The sequence below is a fragment of the Halovenus anhuiensis genome, assembly GCF_037080055.1.
In the GTDB taxonomy this organism is placed as follows: Archaea; Halobacteriota; Halobacteria; order Halobacteriales; family Haloarculaceae; genus Halovenus.
In genome coordinates this window covers 99,573-119,464 of sequence record NZ_JBAOJI010000005.1, presented here as the reverse complement: position 1 = coordinate 119,464, position 19,892 = coordinate 99,573, and the positions used below count along the sequence as shown (strand labels likewise).

Annotated in this window: 18 protein-coding genes, 1 tRNA gene and 1 pseudogene; 11 read left to right on the top strand and 9 right to left on the bottom strand. The window is 60.7% G+C overall.

Annotated elements, in window-relative coordinates:
* Positions 1–19 precede the first annotated feature (19 nt).
* From V8P86_RS12985 to V8P86_RS12970, 4 genes are all read left to right on the top strand, one after another.
* Positions 20–817 (top strand): hypothetical protein, encoded by a 798-nt coding sequence (locus tag V8P86_RS12985; RefSeq protein WP_336327701.1) that lies wholly within the window; start codon positions 20–22, stop codon positions 815–817.
* Positions 818–944: 127 nt separating this feature from the next.
* On the top strand, positions 945–2,069 hold the full coding sequence (gene folP, locus V8P86_RS12980) for a dihydropteroate synthase (protein ID WP_336327700.1): 1,125 nt from the start codon (positions 945–947) through the stop codon (positions 2,067–2,069).
* Positions 2,070–2,211: 142 nt separating this feature from the next.
* Positions 2,212–2,913 (top strand): 6-hydroxymethylpterin diphosphokinase MptE-like protein, encoded by a 702-nt coding sequence (locus V8P86_RS12975; protein ID WP_336327699.1) that lies wholly within the window; start codon positions 2,212–2,214, stop codon positions 2,911–2,913.
* Between the two features lie 68 nt (positions 2,914–2,981).
* The gene (locus V8P86_RS12970) at positions 2,982–3,491 is read left to right on the top strand and encodes a hypothetical protein (protein WP_336327698.1); all 510 of its coding nucleotides are present in this window, start codon (positions 2,982–2,984) and stop codon (positions 3,489–3,491) included.
* Positions 3,492–3,531: 40 nt separating this feature from the next.
* On the opposite strand, the gene V8P86_RS12965 is transcribed toward V8P86_RS12970, so the two are convergent.
* Both V8P86_RS12965 and V8P86_RS12960 read right to left on the bottom strand, forming a co-directional pair.
* Positions 3,532–4,422, bottom strand: a complete 891-nt coding sequence (locus V8P86_RS12965) for a coiled-coil protein (protein ID WP_336327697.1) — start codon at positions 4,420–4,422, stop codon at positions 3,532–3,534.
* A 209-nt stretch (positions 4,423–4,631) separates the two neighbouring features.
* On the bottom strand, positions 4,632–6,482 hold the full coding sequence (locus V8P86_RS12960; protein ID WP_336327696.1) for a glycoside hydrolase family 2 protein: 1,851 nt from the start codon (positions 6,480–6,482) through the stop codon (positions 4,632–4,634).
* Positions 6,483–6,574: 92 nt separating this feature from the next.
* Between V8P86_RS12960 and V8P86_RS12955 the strand changes: the two genes are divergently transcribed.
* Positions 6,575–8,233 carry an acetate--CoA ligase gene (locus tag V8P86_RS12955; RefSeq protein WP_336327695.1) on the top strand — a complete coding sequence of 553 codons (1,659 nt, stop codon included), beginning with the start codon at positions 6,575–6,577 and terminating at the stop codon, positions 8,231–8,233.
* A 151-nt stretch (positions 8,234–8,384) separates the two neighbouring features.
* Here V8P86_RS12955 and V8P86_RS12950 read toward each other — a convergent pair whose 3' ends face one another.
* Together V8P86_RS12950 and V8P86_RS12945 are read right to left on the bottom strand one after the other, a co-directional pair.
* The gene (locus V8P86_RS12950; RefSeq protein WP_336327694.1) at positions 8,385–9,350 is read right to left on the bottom strand and encodes an NADP-dependent oxidoreductase; all 966 of its coding nucleotides are present in this window, start codon (positions 9,348–9,350) and stop codon (positions 8,385–8,387) included.
* An 18-nt stretch (positions 9,351–9,368) separates the two neighbouring features.
* Positions 9,369–9,950: an NADPH-dependent FMN reductase gene (locus V8P86_RS12945; RefSeq protein ID WP_336327693.1), complete on the bottom strand. Its 582-nt coding sequence runs from the start codon at positions 9,948–9,950 to the stop codon at positions 9,369–9,371.
* 265 nt (positions 9,951–10,215) lie between these two features.
* Between V8P86_RS12945 and V8P86_RS18935 the strand changes: the two are divergent.
* Positions 10,216–11,018 (top strand): annotated as a pseudogene (locus V8P86_RS18935) (DUF7351 domain-containing protein).
* Between the two features lie 198 nt (positions 11,019–11,216).
* Here V8P86_RS18935 and V8P86_RS12935 read toward each other — a convergent pair.
* A tRNA-Met gene (locus V8P86_RS12935) sits at positions 11,217–11,291 on the bottom strand.
* 112 nt (positions 11,292–11,403) lie between these two features.
* Here V8P86_RS12935 and V8P86_RS12930 point away from each other — a divergent pair.
* Together V8P86_RS12930 and V8P86_RS12925 are read left to right on the top strand one after the other, a co-directional pair.
* The gene (locus V8P86_RS12930) at positions 11,404–11,793 is read left to right on the top strand and encodes a cupin domain-containing protein (RefSeq protein WP_336327691.1); all 390 of its coding nucleotides are present in this window, start codon (positions 11,404–11,406) and stop codon (positions 11,791–11,793) included.
* Positions 11,794–11,865: 72 nt separating this feature from the next.
* Complete coding sequence (locus V8P86_RS12925) at positions 11,866–13,497, top strand: rhomboid family intramembrane serine protease (protein WP_336327690.1); 1,632 nt, start codon at positions 11,866–11,868, stop codon at positions 13,495–13,497.
* Between the two features lie 11 nt (positions 13,498–13,508).
* Here the strand turns inward: V8P86_RS12925 and V8P86_RS12920 are convergent, their stop codons facing one another.
* Genes V8P86_RS12920 through V8P86_RS12910 form a run of 3 tightly spaced genes read right to left on the bottom strand, consistent with a single transcriptional unit; the run spans position 13,509 to position 15,933 of the window.
* Positions 13,509–13,985: a hypothetical protein gene (locus V8P86_RS12920; protein WP_336327689.1), complete on the bottom strand. Its 477-nt coding sequence runs from the start codon at positions 13,983–13,985 to the stop codon at positions 13,509–13,511.
* Positions 13,986–14,035: 50 nt separating this feature from the next.
* The gene (locus V8P86_RS12915; protein ID WP_336327688.1) at positions 14,036–15,262 is read right to left on the bottom strand and encodes a DUF418 domain-containing protein; all 1,227 of its coding nucleotides are present in this window, start codon (positions 15,260–15,262) and stop codon (positions 14,036–14,038) included.
* A 50-nt stretch (positions 15,263–15,312) separates the two neighbouring features.
* Entirely contained in the window at positions 15,313–15,933 is a 621-nt protein-coding gene (locus V8P86_RS12910; protein ID WP_336327687.1) for an METTL5 family protein, read from the bottom strand.
* 170 nt (positions 15,934–16,103) lie between these two features.
* Between V8P86_RS12910 and V8P86_RS12905 the strand changes: the two genes are divergently transcribed.
* Positions 16,104–16,508, top strand: coding sequence for a hypothetical protein (locus tag V8P86_RS12905; RefSeq protein ID WP_336327686.1), 405 nt, complete (start codon positions 16,104–16,106; stop codon positions 16,506–16,508).
* A 5-nt stretch (positions 16,509–16,513) separates the two neighbouring features.
* On the opposite strand, the gene dph2 is transcribed toward V8P86_RS12905, so the two are convergent.
* Positions 16,514–17,569, bottom strand: a complete 1,056-nt coding sequence (gene dph2, locus V8P86_RS12900) for a diphthamide biosynthesis enzyme Dph2 (protein WP_336327685.1) — start codon at positions 17,567–17,569, stop codon at positions 16,514–16,516.
* Between the two features lie 93 nt (positions 17,570–17,662).
* Between dph2 and V8P86_RS12895 the strand changes: the two genes are divergently transcribed.
* Positions 17,663–18,019, top strand: a complete 357-nt coding sequence (locus V8P86_RS12895) for an Hsp20/alpha crystallin family protein (RefSeq protein WP_336327684.1) — start codon at positions 17,663–17,665, stop codon at positions 18,017–18,019.
* An 18-nt stretch (positions 18,020–18,037) separates the two neighbouring features.
* Entirely contained in the window at positions 18,038–19,867 is a 1,830-nt protein-coding gene (locus V8P86_RS12890) for an ABC1 kinase family protein (RefSeq protein WP_336327683.1), read from the top strand.
* The last annotated feature ends 25 nt before the right edge of the window (positions 19,868–19,892 follow it).

Genomic DNA, 19,892 nt, shown 5'->3' with positions numbered 1-19,892 from the left:
GCGTAGAAAGACAATACTGATGGTAGTCGCACTGGCACTCGGTGGGGCCGTGCTCGCCGCCGGAGCCACGACGGTCGCCGCGGACGGGCACGCGGACATCTCCGTTGCACAGGACGACGACGGGGAAGTTACAGTGACGATTACACAGAACGACTCGGCAGTCGAGAACAGTACAGTCGATGTAACAGCAGTCGATAACACCACGTACAACGGCACGGGAGCGTACACGACCGACGACGACGGTGAGGTCGAACTCCCCGCGCCGGACGATAACATGAGCGTCGAGGTGATGGCGACTGTCGACAACGGGACAGTCTCCACAGAGGCAGACCTCGAAGCGAGCGCAGAAGACGAGGAGAGTGAAGAAGAAGACGAAGAAGAGGCTGGAGAAGAGGACGCATTCGGGCAGCTAGTCTCCTCGTTCGTCGACTCGCTACTCGACGAGAACACGACGGACCAGAACGAGACGACCGAAAACGAGACCGACCAGCCGATCGGACAGTTGGTCTCTTCGTTCGTCCTCGATAACAACCCGGCTGCCGACAAGATTCCCGACCACGCCGGTCCGGGCAACGACAGCGAACCCGGTCCGCCCGAACACGCCGGTCCGGAGAACAAGAGTGACGCTGGGCCGCCCGAAGACGCCGGTCCAGATAACGACAGCGACGCCGGCCCGCCCGAAGATGCTGGCCCCGGTGATAACGGTGGACCACCGGACGACGCTGGCGGTGACGACGAAGAGGAGGAAGATGAAGAAGAAGACGAAGAAGAAGAGAAAAACCGCGGAGGGGGACCACCGGACAACGCCGGCCCCTGATCGGTGACACGAGCGCGCTGACCCAATCCCTTTCTCTCTGTTTTTGATGGATCCCGCGGAGCCGCTGCTGTCGGTAGAGACTGGCCGGGACCGACCGGCTTAACAGTCTCAAAGCCAACAGGCGTGTATGCGAACTGTCGACGCGGCCGGACTGAAGATCGGTGACGACCACCCCCCGCGGATCATGGGCGTGTTGAACGTCAGCCAAGAGTCCCCGTACAAGCCGTCAGTCTTCGACGACCCCGGCGACGCCGCCGAGTACGTCGACGAACAGCTCATCGGACAGGGTGCAGATATCGTCGACGTGGGTCTCGAATCGGCCAACAAAAAATTCGAGGTGCTCTCGGCCGAAGAAGAACTCGACCGACTCGATACCGCCATCGAGACGATGGAAAGCGTCAGCGGCGACGCCATCTTCTCCATCGAAACCCGCTATCACGAGGTCGCCGAGAAAGCCCTCAGCGAGGGCTACGAGATGGTCAACGACATCTGCGGGTTCGCCGATCCCGAGATGCCCCGCGTCTGTGACGAGTACGACGTTGCCGTCGGCAAGATGGCCAGCCCGCCGGATCTCGAACGGCCGGGCGCAATCGAGGATGTCGACGACATCTACGACGCCCTCTTCCAGAACGGACTGACCGAGAAGACGATCATCGATCCGGCCTTTGGCGGGTGGAGCGAGGACAAGACCATCGAGGACGACCGCGAGACCTTCCGCCGACTCCGGGAGTTCCGGGCCATCGGCCAGCCGATGCTCGTCTCGATCAACCGGAAGAACTTCCTGCGATCGATCGCTGACCGGGATACCGAGGAGGCTCTGCCCGTCTCGCTCGCTGCCACATCGATGGCCGTCGAGCGCGGTGCACACATCGTCAGAACACACGACGTGGCCGAGACCCGAGATGCCGCGCTGGTCGGCGATGCGTTCACGCCCGAGCGGACCAACACGACCATCGACGGAATCGAGGTCGAGGAACTCGACGTGCAGTCGGTGGGCGACGCACAGCGGTACGTCGACGACGGCGACACCGCCGAAGCCGGTGTGACGGTGGCGGCCGAACTGCGCGGGCTGGACGAGGAGGCGGCGGCGACGCTCCGGGAAGCGGGCAGAGAGTGCAACGTTGCTGTCGGCGGGGGCGACCCGGTGTTCGTCGCCGGATCGGTCAAATCGGTCCGAGCAGTGGCCGACACAGTGACGGCCAACGACCGACTCTCCCGGGCGTTAACGGCAATTCTGAGGGGTTCTCGGTGAGAAAACTTATACCCCAAGAGCCAAAATCAGCCAATGACGGCCGAAAGGGCATACTCGGGCAGGGGCAGTTCGGTGTGCCATTTCGGCTCAACCCGGTTTATATCGGACCCACTCGACATACCCGACAGAGAGGTGTGTAGCCGTGGATTTCGCCGACTGGGAACCGGTGTACGAGCAGATTCTTGCGGACTTCGGCTACGGTCGTGACGGTGACAAGCAGGCCCGTGATCGTCTCGCAACACTGCTGGACTCGGACACCTTCGAGCCCTCACAGCTCGATTTCGGTGACGAAACGGTCGCTATCGCCGGCGGTGCTGGCTCCCTGACCGAACAGGCCGAGTTGGTAACGGCCCGGAATGCAGATACTGTCGTGGCCGCATCGATCGCTGCTGATCGACTCCGAGAACACGGGATTGCGGTCGACTGTATGGTGACTGATCTCGACAAGAATCCCGACACTGTCCGCGAACTCACCGAAGAGGACACTCCCGTCGCAGTCCACGCTCACGGCGACAACGTTCCCACACTATCGGAGTGGATCCCGACGCTCGACGCCGAATTCGTAATCCCAACGACGCAGGCTGAACCTGCGGACGGAGTTCGGAACTTCGGCGGGTTCACCGACGGCGACCGGGCGGCGTTTTTTGCAGACGCCCTCGGCGCAGCCGAACTGGTCTTTCCTGGCTGGGCGTTCGACGATCCGACGGTGAGCACCGAGAAGCGTCACAAACTCCAGTGGGCCGAGCGATTGCTGTACTGGCTCGAACGCCGTCGGAGCGAACGGTTCGGCGTCCTCGACGGGCGACGCGACGCCATCGATACCGCTGGGCTCCCTGTCGAGTGAGTCGGAGGTCTGAGAGCCCGCGGTATCGCGGGACCGTTTTTTGCCGTCTCCGGTCAAAGAGGTGGGTGATGGTCGTACTGACGGCGGCGTACGTGTTGCACGTGCTCTCGGCGGCGCTGTGGACGGGCGCGACGCTGTACGTCGCGTACGCCGTCCTTCCGGGGGCACGGGCCGGTCGACTCAGCGCCGAGATGTTCACCGAACAGCTTCACCGACTCTTGCTGATCACGCGCTGGACCGGTGTCGTTCTCCCGATCACTGGCGCGTACATGATCTGGGCCCGGTATCTTCCTCTGTCGATCCTCCTCGAAACACCCCGTGGTTGGGCTGTACTGACGATGCTGGGGCTGTGGAGCGTGATGAATACGCTGATCGAAGTTGGTGTCCTCCAGATGCGCCGGACGGTCGGAGATATCGGGTTCGGTACCTACCTGCAGGAGGGATTTCCACCCGAGATACTGCCCCAGGGGGTGGAGACGGCGACGCTTCTCGACCGAGTGCAGCCGTATCTGCTGGGAAGCGTCGGCTGTGCGGTGCTGTTGCTGGCCGATGCTGCACTGTTGGCTGTCGGGATCTGAGCGGTGTGAAAATACGCCGTCTCGGATTAGCCGGAACTAATTACAGCAGACCCGTCTTCTGCAGTTTCATCAGATCCTCGGTATCGAGGGTTTCGCCTTCCTTGAACTGCTGGTAGATCTCTTCGGCTTCCTCGCGTGCGGCTTCCTGCTCTTCTTCGCGCTCCTCGCGCTCTTCTTCTTCCTCTTTCTTGTCGAGTTCGCGAAGTCGTTTCTGGACGCGGACGAAGTCCTCGTGGTGCTGGTCGGCCGCTTCCTGGGCCTCGACGAACTTCTCGTGCATCTCGTCGGCCTCGTCGCGGATCTCGTCGGCCTCGCGGTAGGCCTCGATCATCTCGTTGTGGTGTTTCTGAGCTTCGTCGGCGAGCTCGGTCACCTTCTGGTGGTGTTTGGATGCCTCGGCACGAACTTCCTCGGCTTCCTCCTCGATCTCGTCGATCTCCTCGTTCTGATCGAGTTTCTCCTTTTTGTCCTGGAGTTTCTCGCGTTTCTCCTCGATTTTCTCGATGAGTTCGCGCTCGTCTTCGGTATCGAGAACTTCGGTTTGCTGTTTGAACTCGAGATCTTCGATCTCGGATTCAAGCTCCTCGATATCCTTTCCCTCGTCGAGTTTGGCGTCGTCTTTGAGCTGTTCGACGCGGTCGAACAGTTCGTTGGCCTCGGCGTTGAGTTCGTTGCGCTGCTCTTTGTGTTCCTGGACCTGCTCGTTGAGTTCGTCACGAGTCTCCCGGTGTTCCTGAGCCTCGTCGACTTTCTCGCGGGTCTTAGCGTTGAGATCGTCGCGTTCTGAGGCCCGTTCGGAGGCCATCTGGTTTAGCTCGTTGCGCCGGTCGCGGAGCTTGCCAGCGAGTTTGATAAGTTCGCCTTTGGATTTGTTTTCGAGCTCTTCGTCTGTAACTTCAATGTTTTTGGACTGGTCTATCGAATCTGCCATGGTTGAACCTCGATGCCATATGCGCTGCGGCTGTCGTTGACACTCTTCCCTTGGATCTGCTGTCGTCGAAAACAGGCGTTCCCTATCATTTTGGGCGAAGTGCTGTACGACCGAAACGCCGCACGCGTTCTGGTGATTGATAGTATTGCAGGACTGGGTTTAAACATTCCGGTCGAATGACCCATTGACGCGTGTTGCCATGGGGCGGCTTATCGCCACTCGGAGAGATCGTAGCTGTTCGTCACTGTCCGGTCGTCGACAGCGATTTCGAGTCGGACCTGCGCTGCGTCTTCCGGAATTTCGATTGGGCCGCCGGCCCATCGCCCGCCTTCCCCGACTGTCAGATCGAGGGTCCCCTCCCGGTCGTCGACCGCCCAGCGAAGCGTCGCAGACAGTCCCTGTGGAGTATCGTTGATGACTGTGATCTGGCTTTCCTCCGCCGTGGGCGTGTCCAGAAACGCCTGAATCGGCTCGAACGCACGCCGGACGGTTTCGGCTGCCGTCTTCTCGGTCCCGTCGTGGGCGTACACGCCCATGCCTGCGCTATCCGTATCCCGAAGCGCGAACGCCATCGCCCCCATTCGGCGACGCCGGAGGTGTTCGATCAGCGTTCGCAGCAGGTGTGCCTGATACTCCTGGGACTCGGTAGCACCGCCGTCGACGTGGCGGTCGTGTTTGTCGGGATCGAAGCCACAGACGGTTCCCTCATCCCGACGATCACTCGCGAGCGAACCGGCCCCGAATTCGGCGACGACCGACGCCGAGTGGCTGTCGAGTAGTGACTCGATATCGTCGGCCTCACCGTAGGACCAGCCCGGATAGTACGAACGGACCTCGGTATCGACGCCAGGTCCACCGACGACCGGAAATGCTGGCCGATGATCTGGCAGCGACTTCGCAACCTGCTCGGCCGATCCGGTATCGTAGCTGGACTGCCAGACCCGATAGCGGAATCGAAGCCGATCGAGAACGCCCGTCTCAAGCCCATCCGCAAACGCATCAACGGGGTCGTCGTGTACGGTACTGACCGCGAGACAGGGATGGCGGCTGTACTGTCGGTCGAGGGCAGTAGCGACTTTCTCGCCGCGGTCGGTATCGAACTCGCCGGGGCCCGTGAGCGGGAGATCCTGCCAGACGAGTAGTCCTTCCTCGGTACAGCGTTTGTAAAACGCCGGCGGGAGCACCTGCCCGTGTGCCCGCACGAGATTCGCGTTAGAAGCGATTGCCCGCTGGATGTCGGCCTCGTCGGCCGTCAAAACATTCAGTCCGCGGATCGACAGCGACTGGCCGTTGACCCGCAGACTGCCGTCCTCGAACTCGATGGCGCAGATGCCAGTCGTACAGGTGTGTTCTGTCTCGCCGAGTTTCGCACGCAGGGTATACAGATGTTGCTCGCCGAGTCTTCGGGGCCACCACAGCTCTGGATCGTGAACGTCGACTGTGTGTTCGACGACGGTCCGCCCGGCCTCGTCGGTCTCGATGCTGCCTCGCTGCATCATCCCCCGAGAGTTGGTGTCCCCGGCTGGCCTGATCGAGTATGTGATGTGATCGTCGAGCGGTCCGTCAGTGATGACAGTCGTTCGGAGATCGAGTTGGACGCCGTCGTCCTCGATCACCGGCGAGATATCGATTCGGTCGACGTACGGCAGCGGGTGGGACTCGACTTCTGCTCCCCACCAGATCCCCGGAACAGACTGGCTGTCGGGGACCAGATCCGTGTCGTGGATCCCACCGAATCGGTCTTCAGGTTCGTGGCAGGTGACGGTGAGTTCGGTCTTCTCCTCGGGATCGAAGGGGATCCGGAGCGGTCGAAAGTATGTGTCGTGGTCGACCGGCCCCTCGCCGTCGAGGCGGTCTGCGCTCAGTTCAACCTCTGCGTGTGCGTACAGCCCCCGGAGTTCGAGGACCCCGATCTCGTCACTTGGGCCCCGAGGATCGTCGAACGAAGTCGTGTACTCGACTGCCCCCGCATCCGCGAACGACTCCGGTCGGCCAGGGACGGCGACCGATTGCTCGGCCAAATCCTCCCGCGGAGTCGTGGCCCGCCACTCATCGAACATATTACTCGGCGCGTCCCCCGCCGGCATAGCCTTTTCGCGTTCGCTCGGTCGAGCGGGGGGTTCTATACCAGAGCGACCACAACGCCAAGGGTGTGACCTGGTGTATCACCCTTGATTACGACACGTACGAACAGGCTCACGGGGAATTCGAGTGGGAGTTCCCCGACGGGTACAACCTCGCCTGGGATCTTCTCAGGAAACACGAGGACACCGATTGCCCGGCGCTGTATCAGGCCGCTCCCGACGGACAGCGCGAAACCTACACGTTCCGGGACCTGGACGAACTGTCGAATCAGGTCGCCCATGCGCTCGAAGCACGTGGTGTCGAGCGTGGGGATCGTGTTGCCATCATCGTTCCGCAGAAGCCAGCGAACCCGCTGACGCATCTGGCCTGCTGGAAGATCGGTGCGATTTCGCTACCGCTGTCCGTGCTGTTTGGCCCAGATGCGCTCAGGTATCGGCTGGCAGATAGCGGTGCCAACGTCGTCGTCGCCGACGAGTCGATACTCGATACCGTCCGCAAGGTACGCGAAGACTGTCCCGACCTGGAACATATCATCAGTGTCGACGCTACCGATCCCGGCAGCGACGTCGAGGACTTCGAGCAGATGCGGGCCGACAACGACACCGAGTACGAGATCCCCGAGATGGACGAGGATACTCCGGCCATCATTATCTACACGAGCGGTTCGACTGGGCCGCCGAAGGGTGTGCTTCACACGCACGGCCTGTGGGCTGGACACTGTCCCGCATTCTACATGTACTTCGAGCAGGACGTCTTCGACTCGACGTACTGGACGCCCGCCGACTGGGCCTGGATCGGTGCACTGGGGGACATCGTCTTCCCGGCCTGGCACTACGGCCAGCCCGTCGTGAGCTATCCAATGGAGTCCTTTAACGCGGAAACCGCCTTCGAGTTGGTCGAGGAGTTCGGCGTCACCGACACCTTCCTGCCACCGACAGCCATCCGGATGCTGATGGACGTCGAGAATCCGACTGAGCAGTACGACCTCGAACTGGAAACGATCTGTTCGGGCGGTGAGCCACTGACCCCCGAAATTCTCGACTGGGCAGCCGAAGCGCTCGACGGAGTCGTCGTCAACGAGTTATACGGACAAACCGAGGCGAATCTCCTCGTGACCAACTGTCGGGAGTGGTTCCCGGCCCAGGCCGGAAGCATGGGAAAACCGGTCGTCGGACACGATGTCTCTATCGTCGACCAAGAGACCGGCGCCCAACTCGAAGACGGTGAGGTCGGTATGATCGCAGTTGCCCGCGACGACGATCCCGTCATCTTCGAGGAGTACTGGAACGAACCGGAGAAGACCGAGTCCGCCAGTATCGAAAGTCCCGACGGGACGACCTGGCACCTCACCGATGATCTGGGATCTCGGGACGAAGATGGATACTTCTGGTTCAAGACCCGTGACGACGACGTCATCATCACCTCAGGCTACCGGGTGGGACCGGGCGAAGTCGAACGAGCGATTCTCGAACACCCAGACATCGAGCAAGTCGGTGTCGTCGGCACCCCCGACGAGACTCGCGGCGAGATCATCAAGGCCTTCGTGAAACCCGTCTCCGGTGCCACGGCTGATCCGAGCCTCCGGGACGGGATTCAGGAAATCGTCAAGAACAACCTGGCGAAATACGAGTACCCCCGCGAAATCGAGTTTGTCGACGAATTACCGACGACGACGACGGGGAAAATTCAACGCCGAAAACTCCGTGACCGCGAAACCCAAGAGTAGTCCGCCGAGTCTTCATTCGGTTCAAATCCTCTGAGTCGGTCACGCGATCACTGACGGAGAATGTCTGTGTCGAGAGTCAACATCTTTAGCACCACCGACTGGTCGAACACAGTCACGTCAGAGACGCGTATTGAAGGATGCAATGGCAGCCTCAGTCGTCAGTTGCCTCCGACAAATTGACGACGAGTTTGCCACGGACGTGACCCTCTGCACTCCGGTCAAGTGCGTCTTGTACCTCGGACAGTGGATACACGTCACTGACTCTGGGTGTAACTACGCCGGCCTCGACGTGGGCAGCAACCTGCTGGAGTGTCACCGGGTCAGAATCCATAATCACATCAAAAAAGCGGACGTCGGCGTTGTTTTCGTCCTGGTATCGCCTGACTGCCTCCTGTGAGGGCGGTTCCGGGAGCGTGACGACGACACCGCCCGGTTGGACGATCTCGATTGACCGTTCGAGAACATCCCCGCCGACGGCATCGAGGACAAAGTCGACACCGTCTAGTACGTCCTCAAAGCGCTCTTCCCGATAGTTGACGAACTCATCGACCCCCAAATCGCGGAGAATTTCTTCGTTGCGGCCGGAGGCGGTTCCGATCACGCGCGCCCCCGTATGTGACGCGAACTGAACAGCCATATGCCCGACACCACCGGCCGCTGCGTGCACGAACAAAGCTTCGCCTGTATTGAGGCCGCCTTCATTGTAGAGTGCGTGAAAGGCGGTCTGTCCTGCCATAGGAACGGCTGCAGCCTCCTCATGGGAGAGCGAGTCCGGCTTGGCCGTAATCTCGTCGTCCGACATCGTGGTGTACTCGGCAAACGCCCCTCCAGCACCGGGGAGGCGTGACATTCCGCAGACGGCGTCGCCGGGATCAAATTCTGTCACGTTGGTTCCGACCGACTCGATGACACCCGACACGTCCCAGCCGGGTATCCACGGGAGGTCAGTGTCAAGCAGGTGGGGAAGCATCCCTCGGCATATGAGCCAGTCGAGGGGATTGATCCCGGCCGCATGTACCCGAACGAGGTATTCGTCTCGTCCCGGCTCGGGACGAGGGACACCCTCCTGGTGGAGTGTCTCAATACCGCCAGTTTCCTGCAGTTGTATCGATTTCATCTCTCTTAGTGGTTTGCTTCACCGTCGGTTGTGATGGCGGGGACTTGTGCAGTCAGGATACTCTGCCACACCAGCGTACAGAGCAAGTTCTCGCCCGAGTCGGAGCGTCCGCTCGGCGACGTCCCGATCCTTGATCCGGTTTTCGTCCACAATCGAGTGTGAATCAGGAATTGCAACCTCGGTCGGGAGGGTCCACGCACGCAACGTTCGGCTGACCGTCCGGAGATGCATGAGGGCTGACCCGGGAAATTCACCGGCAGCGACCTCCAGCAATCCGATTGTTGTCCCCTCAAACTCGTCACGACCACAGTAATCGAGTGCGTTCTTCAACACCCCCGAGTAGGATCCGTGGTAGTTCGGAGTCCCGAGTAGGACGCTGTCAGCCCGGTTGATAGTTTCTCGTAATCTTTCGGCATCGGGCACGTTTGTCTCAACCGCGTTTAGACTCGGCAACTCGTAGTTGCGTAGATCGACGAGTTCCGTCGTCACACCGACCCCCTTCGACGCCGCCAGCGCCTCCGCCAACGCCACCCGTGTCCGACTACTGTCGCGTAGACTCCCACAGATTGCAACGACTCGTGGTTCAGTTCCGCGTGACATCACACGCAGATACGGCTCGCTGTCACAAAAGCTCTCGCAAAAATGATATTTTGTAACGACGCTTGCAAAAATTCAGTTTGGGAAATCGAACAGGATAGCAATCACCTATCGTCTCCTTTTCAAAAATTGGGTTGAGCGAGGGTTTTAGCGCGTCTGGACACAATTAGTGGGCATGAATAGGCTGGAGGCAATGGAACTCGCCCGGGAATCAGAACACTGTCTTACTCCTGCCGAGGCATTTTCACTGATCGGCAACGAGATACGGGTGGAGATTCTGGAGGCACTCTGGCACACCGACCAGCAGCCGGTCGGTTTCACGGCGCTGTACGAGAAGTCGAAAGCGAATGACAGTGCGAAGTTCAATTACCATCTCGGCCAGTTGACTGGGCACTTCATTTGTAAGACAGACGAGGGATACGAACTCCGAACGTCCGGGGAGAGTGTTGTGCGGGCAGCCGTCAAGGGGTCATTCAATGCCCATCCTGACCCTGATCCGATCGAAACGGGCGACGACTGCACGCAGTGTGGGAATCCACTAGTCGCGACGTACAGCGACGAAAAGCTGGCTATCGGATGTACGGTGTGTGGTTGTACGCATGGACAGTATTCGTTCCCACCGGGCGGGTTGATCGGTCGTAACGACGAGGAAACACTCTCTGCGTTCGATCAGCGAGTCCGCCATCTCCACAGCCTCGCCAGGGACGGTGTCCGGAGTGCAGTGGCCAGATGCAGGCCGAAATTGTCCGCGAAGAGGACTGCTGTCTGAATGCGACCCCCCGGGTCGAGTACACGTGTCTTCAGTGCCATCACGACCAGTGTTCGACCATCGGTATCGCCCTACTTGACCAGTCCCCAGTCGTTTCGTTCTACCGTGACCACGGCATTGACCTCGGGACTACACCATATTGGCGATTGGACTGGTGTGTAAGCGATGACTGCACGACCGTGAAATCAACTGATCCATGGCGAATCGAGGTCTCGATCACCGAAAACAACGACACGCTCACCGTTACCCTTGATGAGAGTCTCTCAATCGTTGCACGGACCGTGAACCCGATTGCTGAGTAGAACATCTACATTCAGCATAACCCCTTGTATCAACTTCGGAGGGTTTCACAGAGCCATCTCGCTGAAACGTAGCGGGAGGTGGATTTGAACCACGGGAAACGCTCACTCCGTTCGCGTTTCTCAGGTTCAACCACCACGACGTACGTTCGACGACGCGTAACTCGTCGCTTCGCTCCTCGTTGTAGCGTCGTCAGAAAGTAGCGGGAGGTGGATTTGAACCACCGGTCTGCGGGTTATGAGCCCGCCGGAATCTCCTAGCTATCCCATCCCGCTACTCATTCATAACTCCGGTCACTGCTTAAGGATTGTGCTTCGGCTGCCGTCTGTGAGATTCCCCCACGATCATGCCGAAAGGAACAGGACGATTCCCACCCACGACCCAGACATGTCCGACTCCAACCGCCGCTATCACTGCATCGACCCCGACGACCTCTCCCCGACCCCCGACTATCCCTGCGACCGCCGCCCGGTCGGCGACGAGGCCGGCCTCGGTCTGCTCGCCGCCGCAGTCTACGACATCGCACCCGGCGAGCAACTGCCCCGAACGTATCACTACCACGAACAGCGCGAAGAGCTATTCTCCGTCCGCGAGGGAACACTGACAGTCGAAACACCTGACGGCGAGTACGAACTCGAAGCCGGGGAAATTTTCGTCGCCCACCCGGAGAGTCCACACCGGGCGTACAACCCCGAGACGGCAGACAAATCGGTGACTGTGCTCGGCGTCGGCGCACCATCGACCGATATCGCACACCCCTACGAACCCGAGGAGTAGCTACTCGCAGGCGTCCCGAAGACTAGCCCCGTCGCTAGACGTTTAAGAGGGTCCCGTCCCGGTGTGACTGTAATGAGCGAGGTGCTTGGTATCGACGAGACAGTCCTCCGCGTTGGGAGTCTGGCTATCCTCGCCGCAGGACTCGTCATCTCCGCGTTCGTGCTGACTCGCACCGAAGACTGGACCCGACTGCTCGCCGGCCCCCGAGAGCGATTCGTCTTCGGGATTCCGTGGGGAACGCTGGTCGTCATCCTCCTCGTCGTCGCCGTCTACTATCTCCTTCAGGGGGGCGGCAAAGAAGGCGGGCCGATCGTCACTGGTTTCCGGTCGTGGTCGCTGTGGTACCCGCGAGGGATTCTCCTCTCATCGTTCGCACACTTCAGTGACGGCCATCTGACCGGGAATATGATCGGAACGGTCGCCTTCGCCCCGCTGGCGGAGTACGTCTGGCGACACTATCCTGACGATCCAGACCTGACCGGATGGCGGTCGAACCCCTACGCTCGGATCGGTCTGTTCGTGCTCGGGGTCGGCGGCGTCGGAGTTCTCGGAAGCGTCATCGTCCCGGGTGCAGTTATCGGCTTCTCCGGTGTCGTCTTCGCCTTCGCCGGCTTTACGATCATCACCGCACCAGTCGAGACTGTTTTCGCAATCGTCGGGATTCACGTCGTGCGACTGCTGTACAACGCGGTCACCGACCCCTTTGTCATCGCGCAGGCAGAGCAACAGTTCGTCCGACCGTCGTGGGCCAACATCGCAGTGCAGGGCCACCTCTACGGGTTGCTCGTCGGTGCATTGCTTGGGGTTGTCCTCCTCCGCTATCGGGGCCGAGAACGGGGTTTCTACGCGGTCTTCACCGCTGCACTCGTCTTTTCGGTCACCCGTTCGCTGCAGTCCGTCTACTGGTTTCTCGGCGAGGAGACGTACATTCTGTTCACCGCAGTCGGGGCCGCTGGCGTCTTCGTCCTCGCAGCGGTCGTTGCGGTCGCTGCTCGTCCCGTCGACGGGCCCTCGATACCGTATTCGGGTCTGAGTTCGGGGACGGCGGCGGCCGGCATCCTCCTCGCAATCGTCGTCGGTCTCGCGGTGATCGGCCTCCCGTACAACCTCGTTCCCGTCGAGGGCGGTCCCGCGACGGAGGGGGGTGAGGCCATCGAAGTTCGGGATTACACAGTCGTCTACGCCGAGGATGTCGAAGATCAGTACATCTCGGCGGTCGAACTCCCCGGTTTCGGCGGGGCGGGCGTCACCAGAAGCGGGGTGATCGTCGTCAGCGAACAGCGCAATAGCTGGGAAGTCGCGGCCTCCGAGCAACAGCTCGCGACACAGCGGTCGGCGACGATCGCTCTCGGCGACGGAACGTGGCGTGAAACGGTCGATATCCGCCGGACTGGCTGGGAAGTCGCCGGCTCGAATGCCACCTACAAAATCTTCGGGAACCACGACGACCAGTGGCGACAGTTGTACGCCGACGAGCCTGCGACCGCCCGTTTGCGAATCAACGGAACCATCCCGACGATTCGCCCGGCAACGGAGTTCTACGAAGTCGTTCTCGAACGAGACGGGGAGGTGGTGGGTGTCGAAGGAATCCCCAGGGAGGGTGAACAGATTACAGTCGAGAACATCACGTTCAGCCGCGACGGCCCGGCGCTGTTCGCCTCGCACGAGGGGACTGTCGTCCAGATCGCGGCCTTCAGGTCGTAGGCAGGCGAAGATCAGTCGTTCTCGACGACTGGATTTACCGTCATCTGCCCGCCAGTATAGGTGACAGAGAGTTCGACGACATCGGATTGGAGGCTGATTGTTCGCTCGAACTGTTCAGCCTCTGAGTCTTCCCCGTCAGTTTCGTTCCCGTCGGCCTCGGTGCCGTCAGTCTCGTTGTTCGAACCATTCGTCCCGTCTTGGCTGTCGTCGGCCCCCTGTGTCTCGAAGGTCGCAACGACCTCGAACTGGCTCGACGAACTGGGCTGGCTGAGTTCGGCGTCGTACTGATCGGTGCCCCCGACTTCGATCACGCCAGTTTCCTCGAACGCTTCGACCAGCACCTCGTAGCTGATTCCGGTGTCAGACGCATTACTCACTGTGATGTCGATATCTTCAGATTCTGACGTGTCCAGACAGCCAGCGAGAGCCCCCACCACGGCAGCGCCTGTTGCCGATAACACTCTCCGACGAGACGAGAAACTCGACATATCCCACGAACTGTTATACCAGTTATTAAATAATTCGATCTAATTGCGAGTTACCGCCAGTCACCGTAGGTGCCGCGCCGCCAGAGCCACTCTACGGGGCCGTACTCGAACCGTCGTAGCCACAGTATGGAGAGAACTGCCTGAACCAGCCAGATCACGAGTATGACCGCCATCTGTTCGACACGGGTAACCTGCCCGTACAGTCCGAGTCCGTATCCGTAGAATATCGTCGTCGCAGCGACTGTCTGGAACAGATAGTTGCTGAGCGCAGTTCGACCGACAGCCTGACAGGCGGTGATCAGCGGTCCCGAAACTCGGTCCTTGCAGTAGTACATCACGAGACTGGCGTACGCCGGCGCGAGAAACAGCGCCCCGATGTTGTTTAGTTCCCAGTGGAGAATACCTGCGCCGCCAGCCCAGTCGTAGCTGAACACCAGCCAGACCCCCGCACCCACGAAGGCGAAGCCCACTGTTGCCCCGACGAGGATCAGCCGTCGGTACGCCTTTCGGGACCAGTCGTTTGTCAGCAGTCCGGTCTTGTACAGCGCCATCCCCCACAGCATCAGCCCCGTGTATCGCCACGCGGTCGAACTGAGAAACTGCGTCGTGTGTGCCGCGATTGCGGCGTCGCGTCGCTGGGCGAATCCATCGAGCCACGAGCCCTGGTACGCGGTAATCTCGGCCTGGATTGCCGCCTCGGAGGCTGTCCACGCGTCGTGAGTTGCCGACAGTCCGATCCGGAAAGCGGCGTCGATACTCAGAAGCGTCGGAATTGCGATGAGTACCGCACCGATAGCGAGTAGCTGTCGCGGGCTCTCCTCCCAGAACAGCACGGACCAGAAGCCACACAGCGCGTAGATGACGAGAATATCGCCGTCCCACAGCAGGTAGGCGTGTCCCAGCCCGATGAGTAGCAACACCGCAGTGCGCCGGTAATGGATCAGCATCGCCGAACCGTCGGCCTCCTGCTTCGACTGCATGAACAGGACGATACCGGCCCCGAACATCAGCGAGAACAGCGCGATGAATTTCTGCTCGAAAAAGACGTGGCTGCCGAGCCAGATCAGCTGTTCGACGCCGCTGAACTCACCGTACTGCGTCGGGTTGATCCGCACGATGGTCGGCATCGAAAACGACTGAATATTGATGACGAGAATCCCGAAAATCGCGATTCCCCGGAGCACGTCGAGGCTGACGATGCGCTCGTCGGGTGCCGTCGGTCGGGGTCCCTCGCCGTCCCCAGCGGTCTCCACTCCGTCGGCTTCGGCTGCTGTCACGTCCGACGTGTGTGTCTATACCGCAATAAATCCGTCCTCTCCCGCGTCCGCTACCACTCGATGCGGAACAGTTCCACGTCGATTGTCCGGGACTGCTCGGACTGATGTTCGAAGGTCTTCGGCAGGTCGAACTCGGCGCTGTAGGCGTGGGTCATCTCGCCACCGTGGTCAGTCGCGAAGGACTCGACGAAGTCGGCACTGCCCGCGTTGTGAATCGAATAGGAGACCTCGGCAATCTCCGCGGTCGTCTCCAGAAACGCCCGGTCGGCGTGTTCGTTGCCGTTCTGCGCGCCGAAGGGCGGATTCATCACGACCGTCACCCCATCCGACGGATCCAGTGGGATCTGGGTCGCATCGGCCTGCACCCACGACACCGAACTCGTCGCGGCGATCCGACGGCGGTTCTCCTGGGCAGTCCCCAGCGCGGCATCGTCGATATCCACGCCGACGACTCGCCGCGGTCCCCGCAGCGTCGCCGCCAGTCCCAGCATCCCCGTCCCACAGCCGAGATCGATCACCGTCCGATCTTCGATATCTCCCTGTAGATCGGCCACGTGGACGAGATACGAGGCTAGCTCCGGCGGCGTGCGGTACTGCTCCAGATCGACCCGGGGATCGTCGAACCCCGCGACGACCCCGAGTTGCTGGGTCAGTTGACTCCGTGTCGACATCTCCAGAGAATACTACTGTTAATACTAAAAGTGTTATGGATAACTGTAAGTAATTACTCTGGTTGGCAGAAGAACTGTTCTAACGTTACCGCGGCGAGATAAACACCCAGGCCCGGTATAATTTAAGTGATACAAAGAATTAAATCAAATCTGCATGAATGTTCGTGCTAATGACAGACATACCGAGGCCTGACGAGACGATCCCGGAGTTCCTGGTCGAGGGCTTCGAGACCGAATCACCGCGGACGCTAAAAGCGATCGCAGAGTGTGCGGAAGACCGGACGAAGACGCGGGGAGTCCCCGAATACGTTCGGGACGGGTTCGCACTACAGGACGACGAGACGAAGGCGGCTTCGGCCGAGTACGCGCGCAACCTCGCGGCGTTTCTCGAAGCCGAGGGATACGACACACTCGAAGCGGTACCCAGGGAGGCGTACCGCGATCCCTCGGAGGTCTCGTCGGGATCGATCGGTGTCGGCGATCTGGGGCCAGAACGGCGGGCGTACCGTGATGCAGATACCGCCTCAGGAGGAGACTCGGATGATGACGGGGGCAGATTTTTCGGCCTCTTCTGAACGGCTCACCACGTCCCGTGGAAGGTATCGAATTCGAGGCTATCGAGCGGTTTCTCGCCGATTGCAATCTCGTACTCGCCAGGGGTGAGCATCGGCTTGTGGAACTGCGGCCCGTCGTCGGTCGTGATCCGGGGACAGCCAGTGTTCACGTAGGCGTCGAGTCCGAAGTTCCGCAGTCGGTCCGGGGTGACTTCGTCCATCGTGATGAGGTAAGCGTCGTCGTTGTTCTCGACGATTTCCTGGGCCTGATCCCAGCGGCCCTGTCCGATCTTCGTACAGAAGATCACGCCCCAGCTATCGGCGTCCATTGCCTTGTGGACGGTCGCGTACCGCTGTTTCATGAACTTCTCTGTGTCCGCGACAGAGACCGTGTTGTTGACCGGGTCGGCGATGACGACGTGTTTCTCGGGGTGTTCCATCGCCAGTCCGAGGGGGTGGAACTTGCCGCCGCCGACGTAGAGCATCTGCTCGGCGTCGACATCCGCGGAGGCGTAGTTACAACCGAGTACCTGTCCCTCGTGGGTGAGGCGCTCGTCACCGCGACGGACGTGAACGGTGTAGCCCTCGTCTTCGAGATACTCCCGCATCTCGTCGAACTTGTTCATGTGCTGGGCGGTGGTGACGAGGCCCACGTCCGGGTCTTCCTCGGGCGGGGCGAGTTCCTCGTCGAGTGCGCGGTCGACAATCGGGAACACGTCGACGTTGGAAAAGAGAGGGACGTAGATGATCCGGTCGGAGTCTTTCATCGGCGAGTGGCCGAAGTGGACGAACACGTCGGTCCGTTTCATCATGTAGGTGTCCAGATCGCAGGCGCCGTAGCAGGGCTGGCCGGAGATCATCACGGAGACATCGTCGGGAAGCAGTTCGCGGAGGTCGTCGGCAACGCCCGGGCCGCGGCGTTTCAGTCCTTCGGGGAACTGCAGGCCGACAGTCTCGGCGTCGCGTTCGTCGACGGCCTCGGCGATGCGGTCGAGTTCGTAATCCCACTCGCGGTCGTGGCGCAGGGACATACCAGTGTTCCGCAGGTCGCCGTCAGGTCGCTCGCTCGAATCGTGGCTCATTACACTCATATATCCGCTCAGTCCGTAAAACGACGGCGTTTGTTCGCTGCCGCGACCGGGGGGTTTACGACTGTTCCGTCCGTACCCCCGTTTATGTCAGCGCTGCGCGATGCGTTGCGTGATCTGCCAGAGGCCGTGTTCGCCGATATCCTGGAGGACGAGGAGGGGTATCTCCTCGTGATCGATCTTCCGGGAGCGACTGCCGAGACCATCGACATCAGCGCCGAGAGCAACCGACTGCGGATCGAGGCTCGACGCAGCAAGGACGCCTCCCGCGAGTTCCGGTTTCTCTCAGAGGAACGGTCGCTGTTTCTCGATGTCGACCTGCCACTTCCGCCGGATGCCGATCCGACGGCAGCCGAAGCGACCGTCGAGCGTGGCGTCCTCGAACTCCGCGTGCCCAAACACGCCGCCACTGCCGAAACGTCGATTCCCGTCAACGAGGGCTGACACTGAGGTGTCGCCGTGGTGAATCCCCGTGCATACTGGCGGTTCGTTATCGTCATCTGGCAGTTTTTCCCCCTGATCGTCGCCTACCTGCGGGACCGTCGACGCTTTCTGATCGTCGGTGGCCCTCGCGAGGTATCCAGCGCCCAGCGCCGCACTCGCGCGAAGAAACTGCTCAACTCACTGCTCACACTCGGGCCGACGTTCATCAAACTCGGACAACTGCTCTCGACGCGACCAGACGTACTTCCGCCGGAGTACATCGCTGAATTCTCGAAACTGCAGGACGAAGTGCCGCCGGCGGAGTGGTCCGAGGCCGAACAGGTGCTCGAAGAAGAACTCGGGCCACTCTCGGAGGCTTTCGCCGAGTTCGACCGGGCTCCGATCAGCGGAGCGAGTCTTGGACAGGTCTACCGCGCCCAGATCGACGGTCAGGATGTCGCCGTCAAAGTCCGACGACCCGGTATCGAGGAGTTAGTCGAGGCCGACCTCCGGGTAATACGGTGGAGCCTTCCGATCCTCATGCGGTTCGTCGAGGACGCTCGGTCGTTCTCACTCAAAACGCTCGCCGACGAATTCGACAAGACGATCCACCAAGAGATGGACTACGAGCGCGAAGGCGAGATGCTCGAACGCATCCGCGAGAACTTCGCCGACAACGACAGTGTCCGAATCCCACAGTTGATCGAGTCGCACTCGACTGGGCGGGTGCTCACGATGGAGTACGTCGGCGGGACGAAGATCAACGATCTGGAGGAACTGGACGCCAAGCGACTCGACCGCTCGGAACTCGCGACGACGCTGCAGGAGACCTACCTCCAGATGATCGTCGAGGACGGTATCTTCCACGCAGACCCCCACCCCGGGAATCTGGCCGTCGCCGACGACGGGACACTCATTTTCTACGACTTCGGGATGAGCGGCTTCGTTGATCCGTTCGTACAGGACAGGATCGTCGACTTCTACACCGCTGTTGCCCGGCAAGATATCGACGCCATTCTCGATACGCTCGTCGAGATGGGGACGCTCTCGCCAGAGGCCGACCGCGACGTGATGGCAGACGTGATGGAAATCGCCATCGCCGACGTTCGCGGCGAGGAGGTCGAACAGTACCGTGTCCAGCAGATCATCGAGCAGGTCGAGGACACCATCTACGAGTTCCCGCTGCGGCTTCCCTCGAATCTCGCGCTCGTCCTCCGGGTCGCGACGGTTGTCGAGGGCGTCTGTGTCACGCTGGATCCCGAGTTCGATTTTATCTCGGTGGCCACGGACTACCTCCGCAAGCAGGGCTATCTCGAACGGGGTGCCCGGGAGTTCGTCACCGACCGCGTGCAGGAGGTCGGCGACGCGGCCACGTCGGCGGTCAGAGTCCCGCCGAAACTCGAATCCACGCTGGATCGGATGCAGCGCAACGACCTGCGTGTGAAGGCCGAACTCGAAGACGACAACGACTACCTCGACCGACTGGCCAAACGGATGATCTTCGGGATGTTGTTCACCGCCGGCACAGTCTCGGCAACACTGCTGTACATCTTCGAGAGCGTCCCGGCGGCACTCGCTGCCGTCGTCCCGACTGCAGTCGTCGGCTTTCTGCTCTATCGCTCCTTCACGAAAGACCGCGGGTTCAGCGGCCAGCCACAGTTTACCAGACAGCGGATGCGCGAACGCGAGGGCGAGAGCGACAGCGACGCTGTTGGACTGGGTGAAGCCCTCGGCGGCTCAGGGGCTGGTGGCGCTGACGGACCATCTCCAACCGGGACACCAGGGGCCGAAAGCGGCTCTCAGTCCGGAGCCAGTGGGAGTACGATCCCAGTCGAGGAACGTGAAAATTCCGAGAGTGACGAACGCTGAGTCCCGAACCCGCTCGCCTCGATTC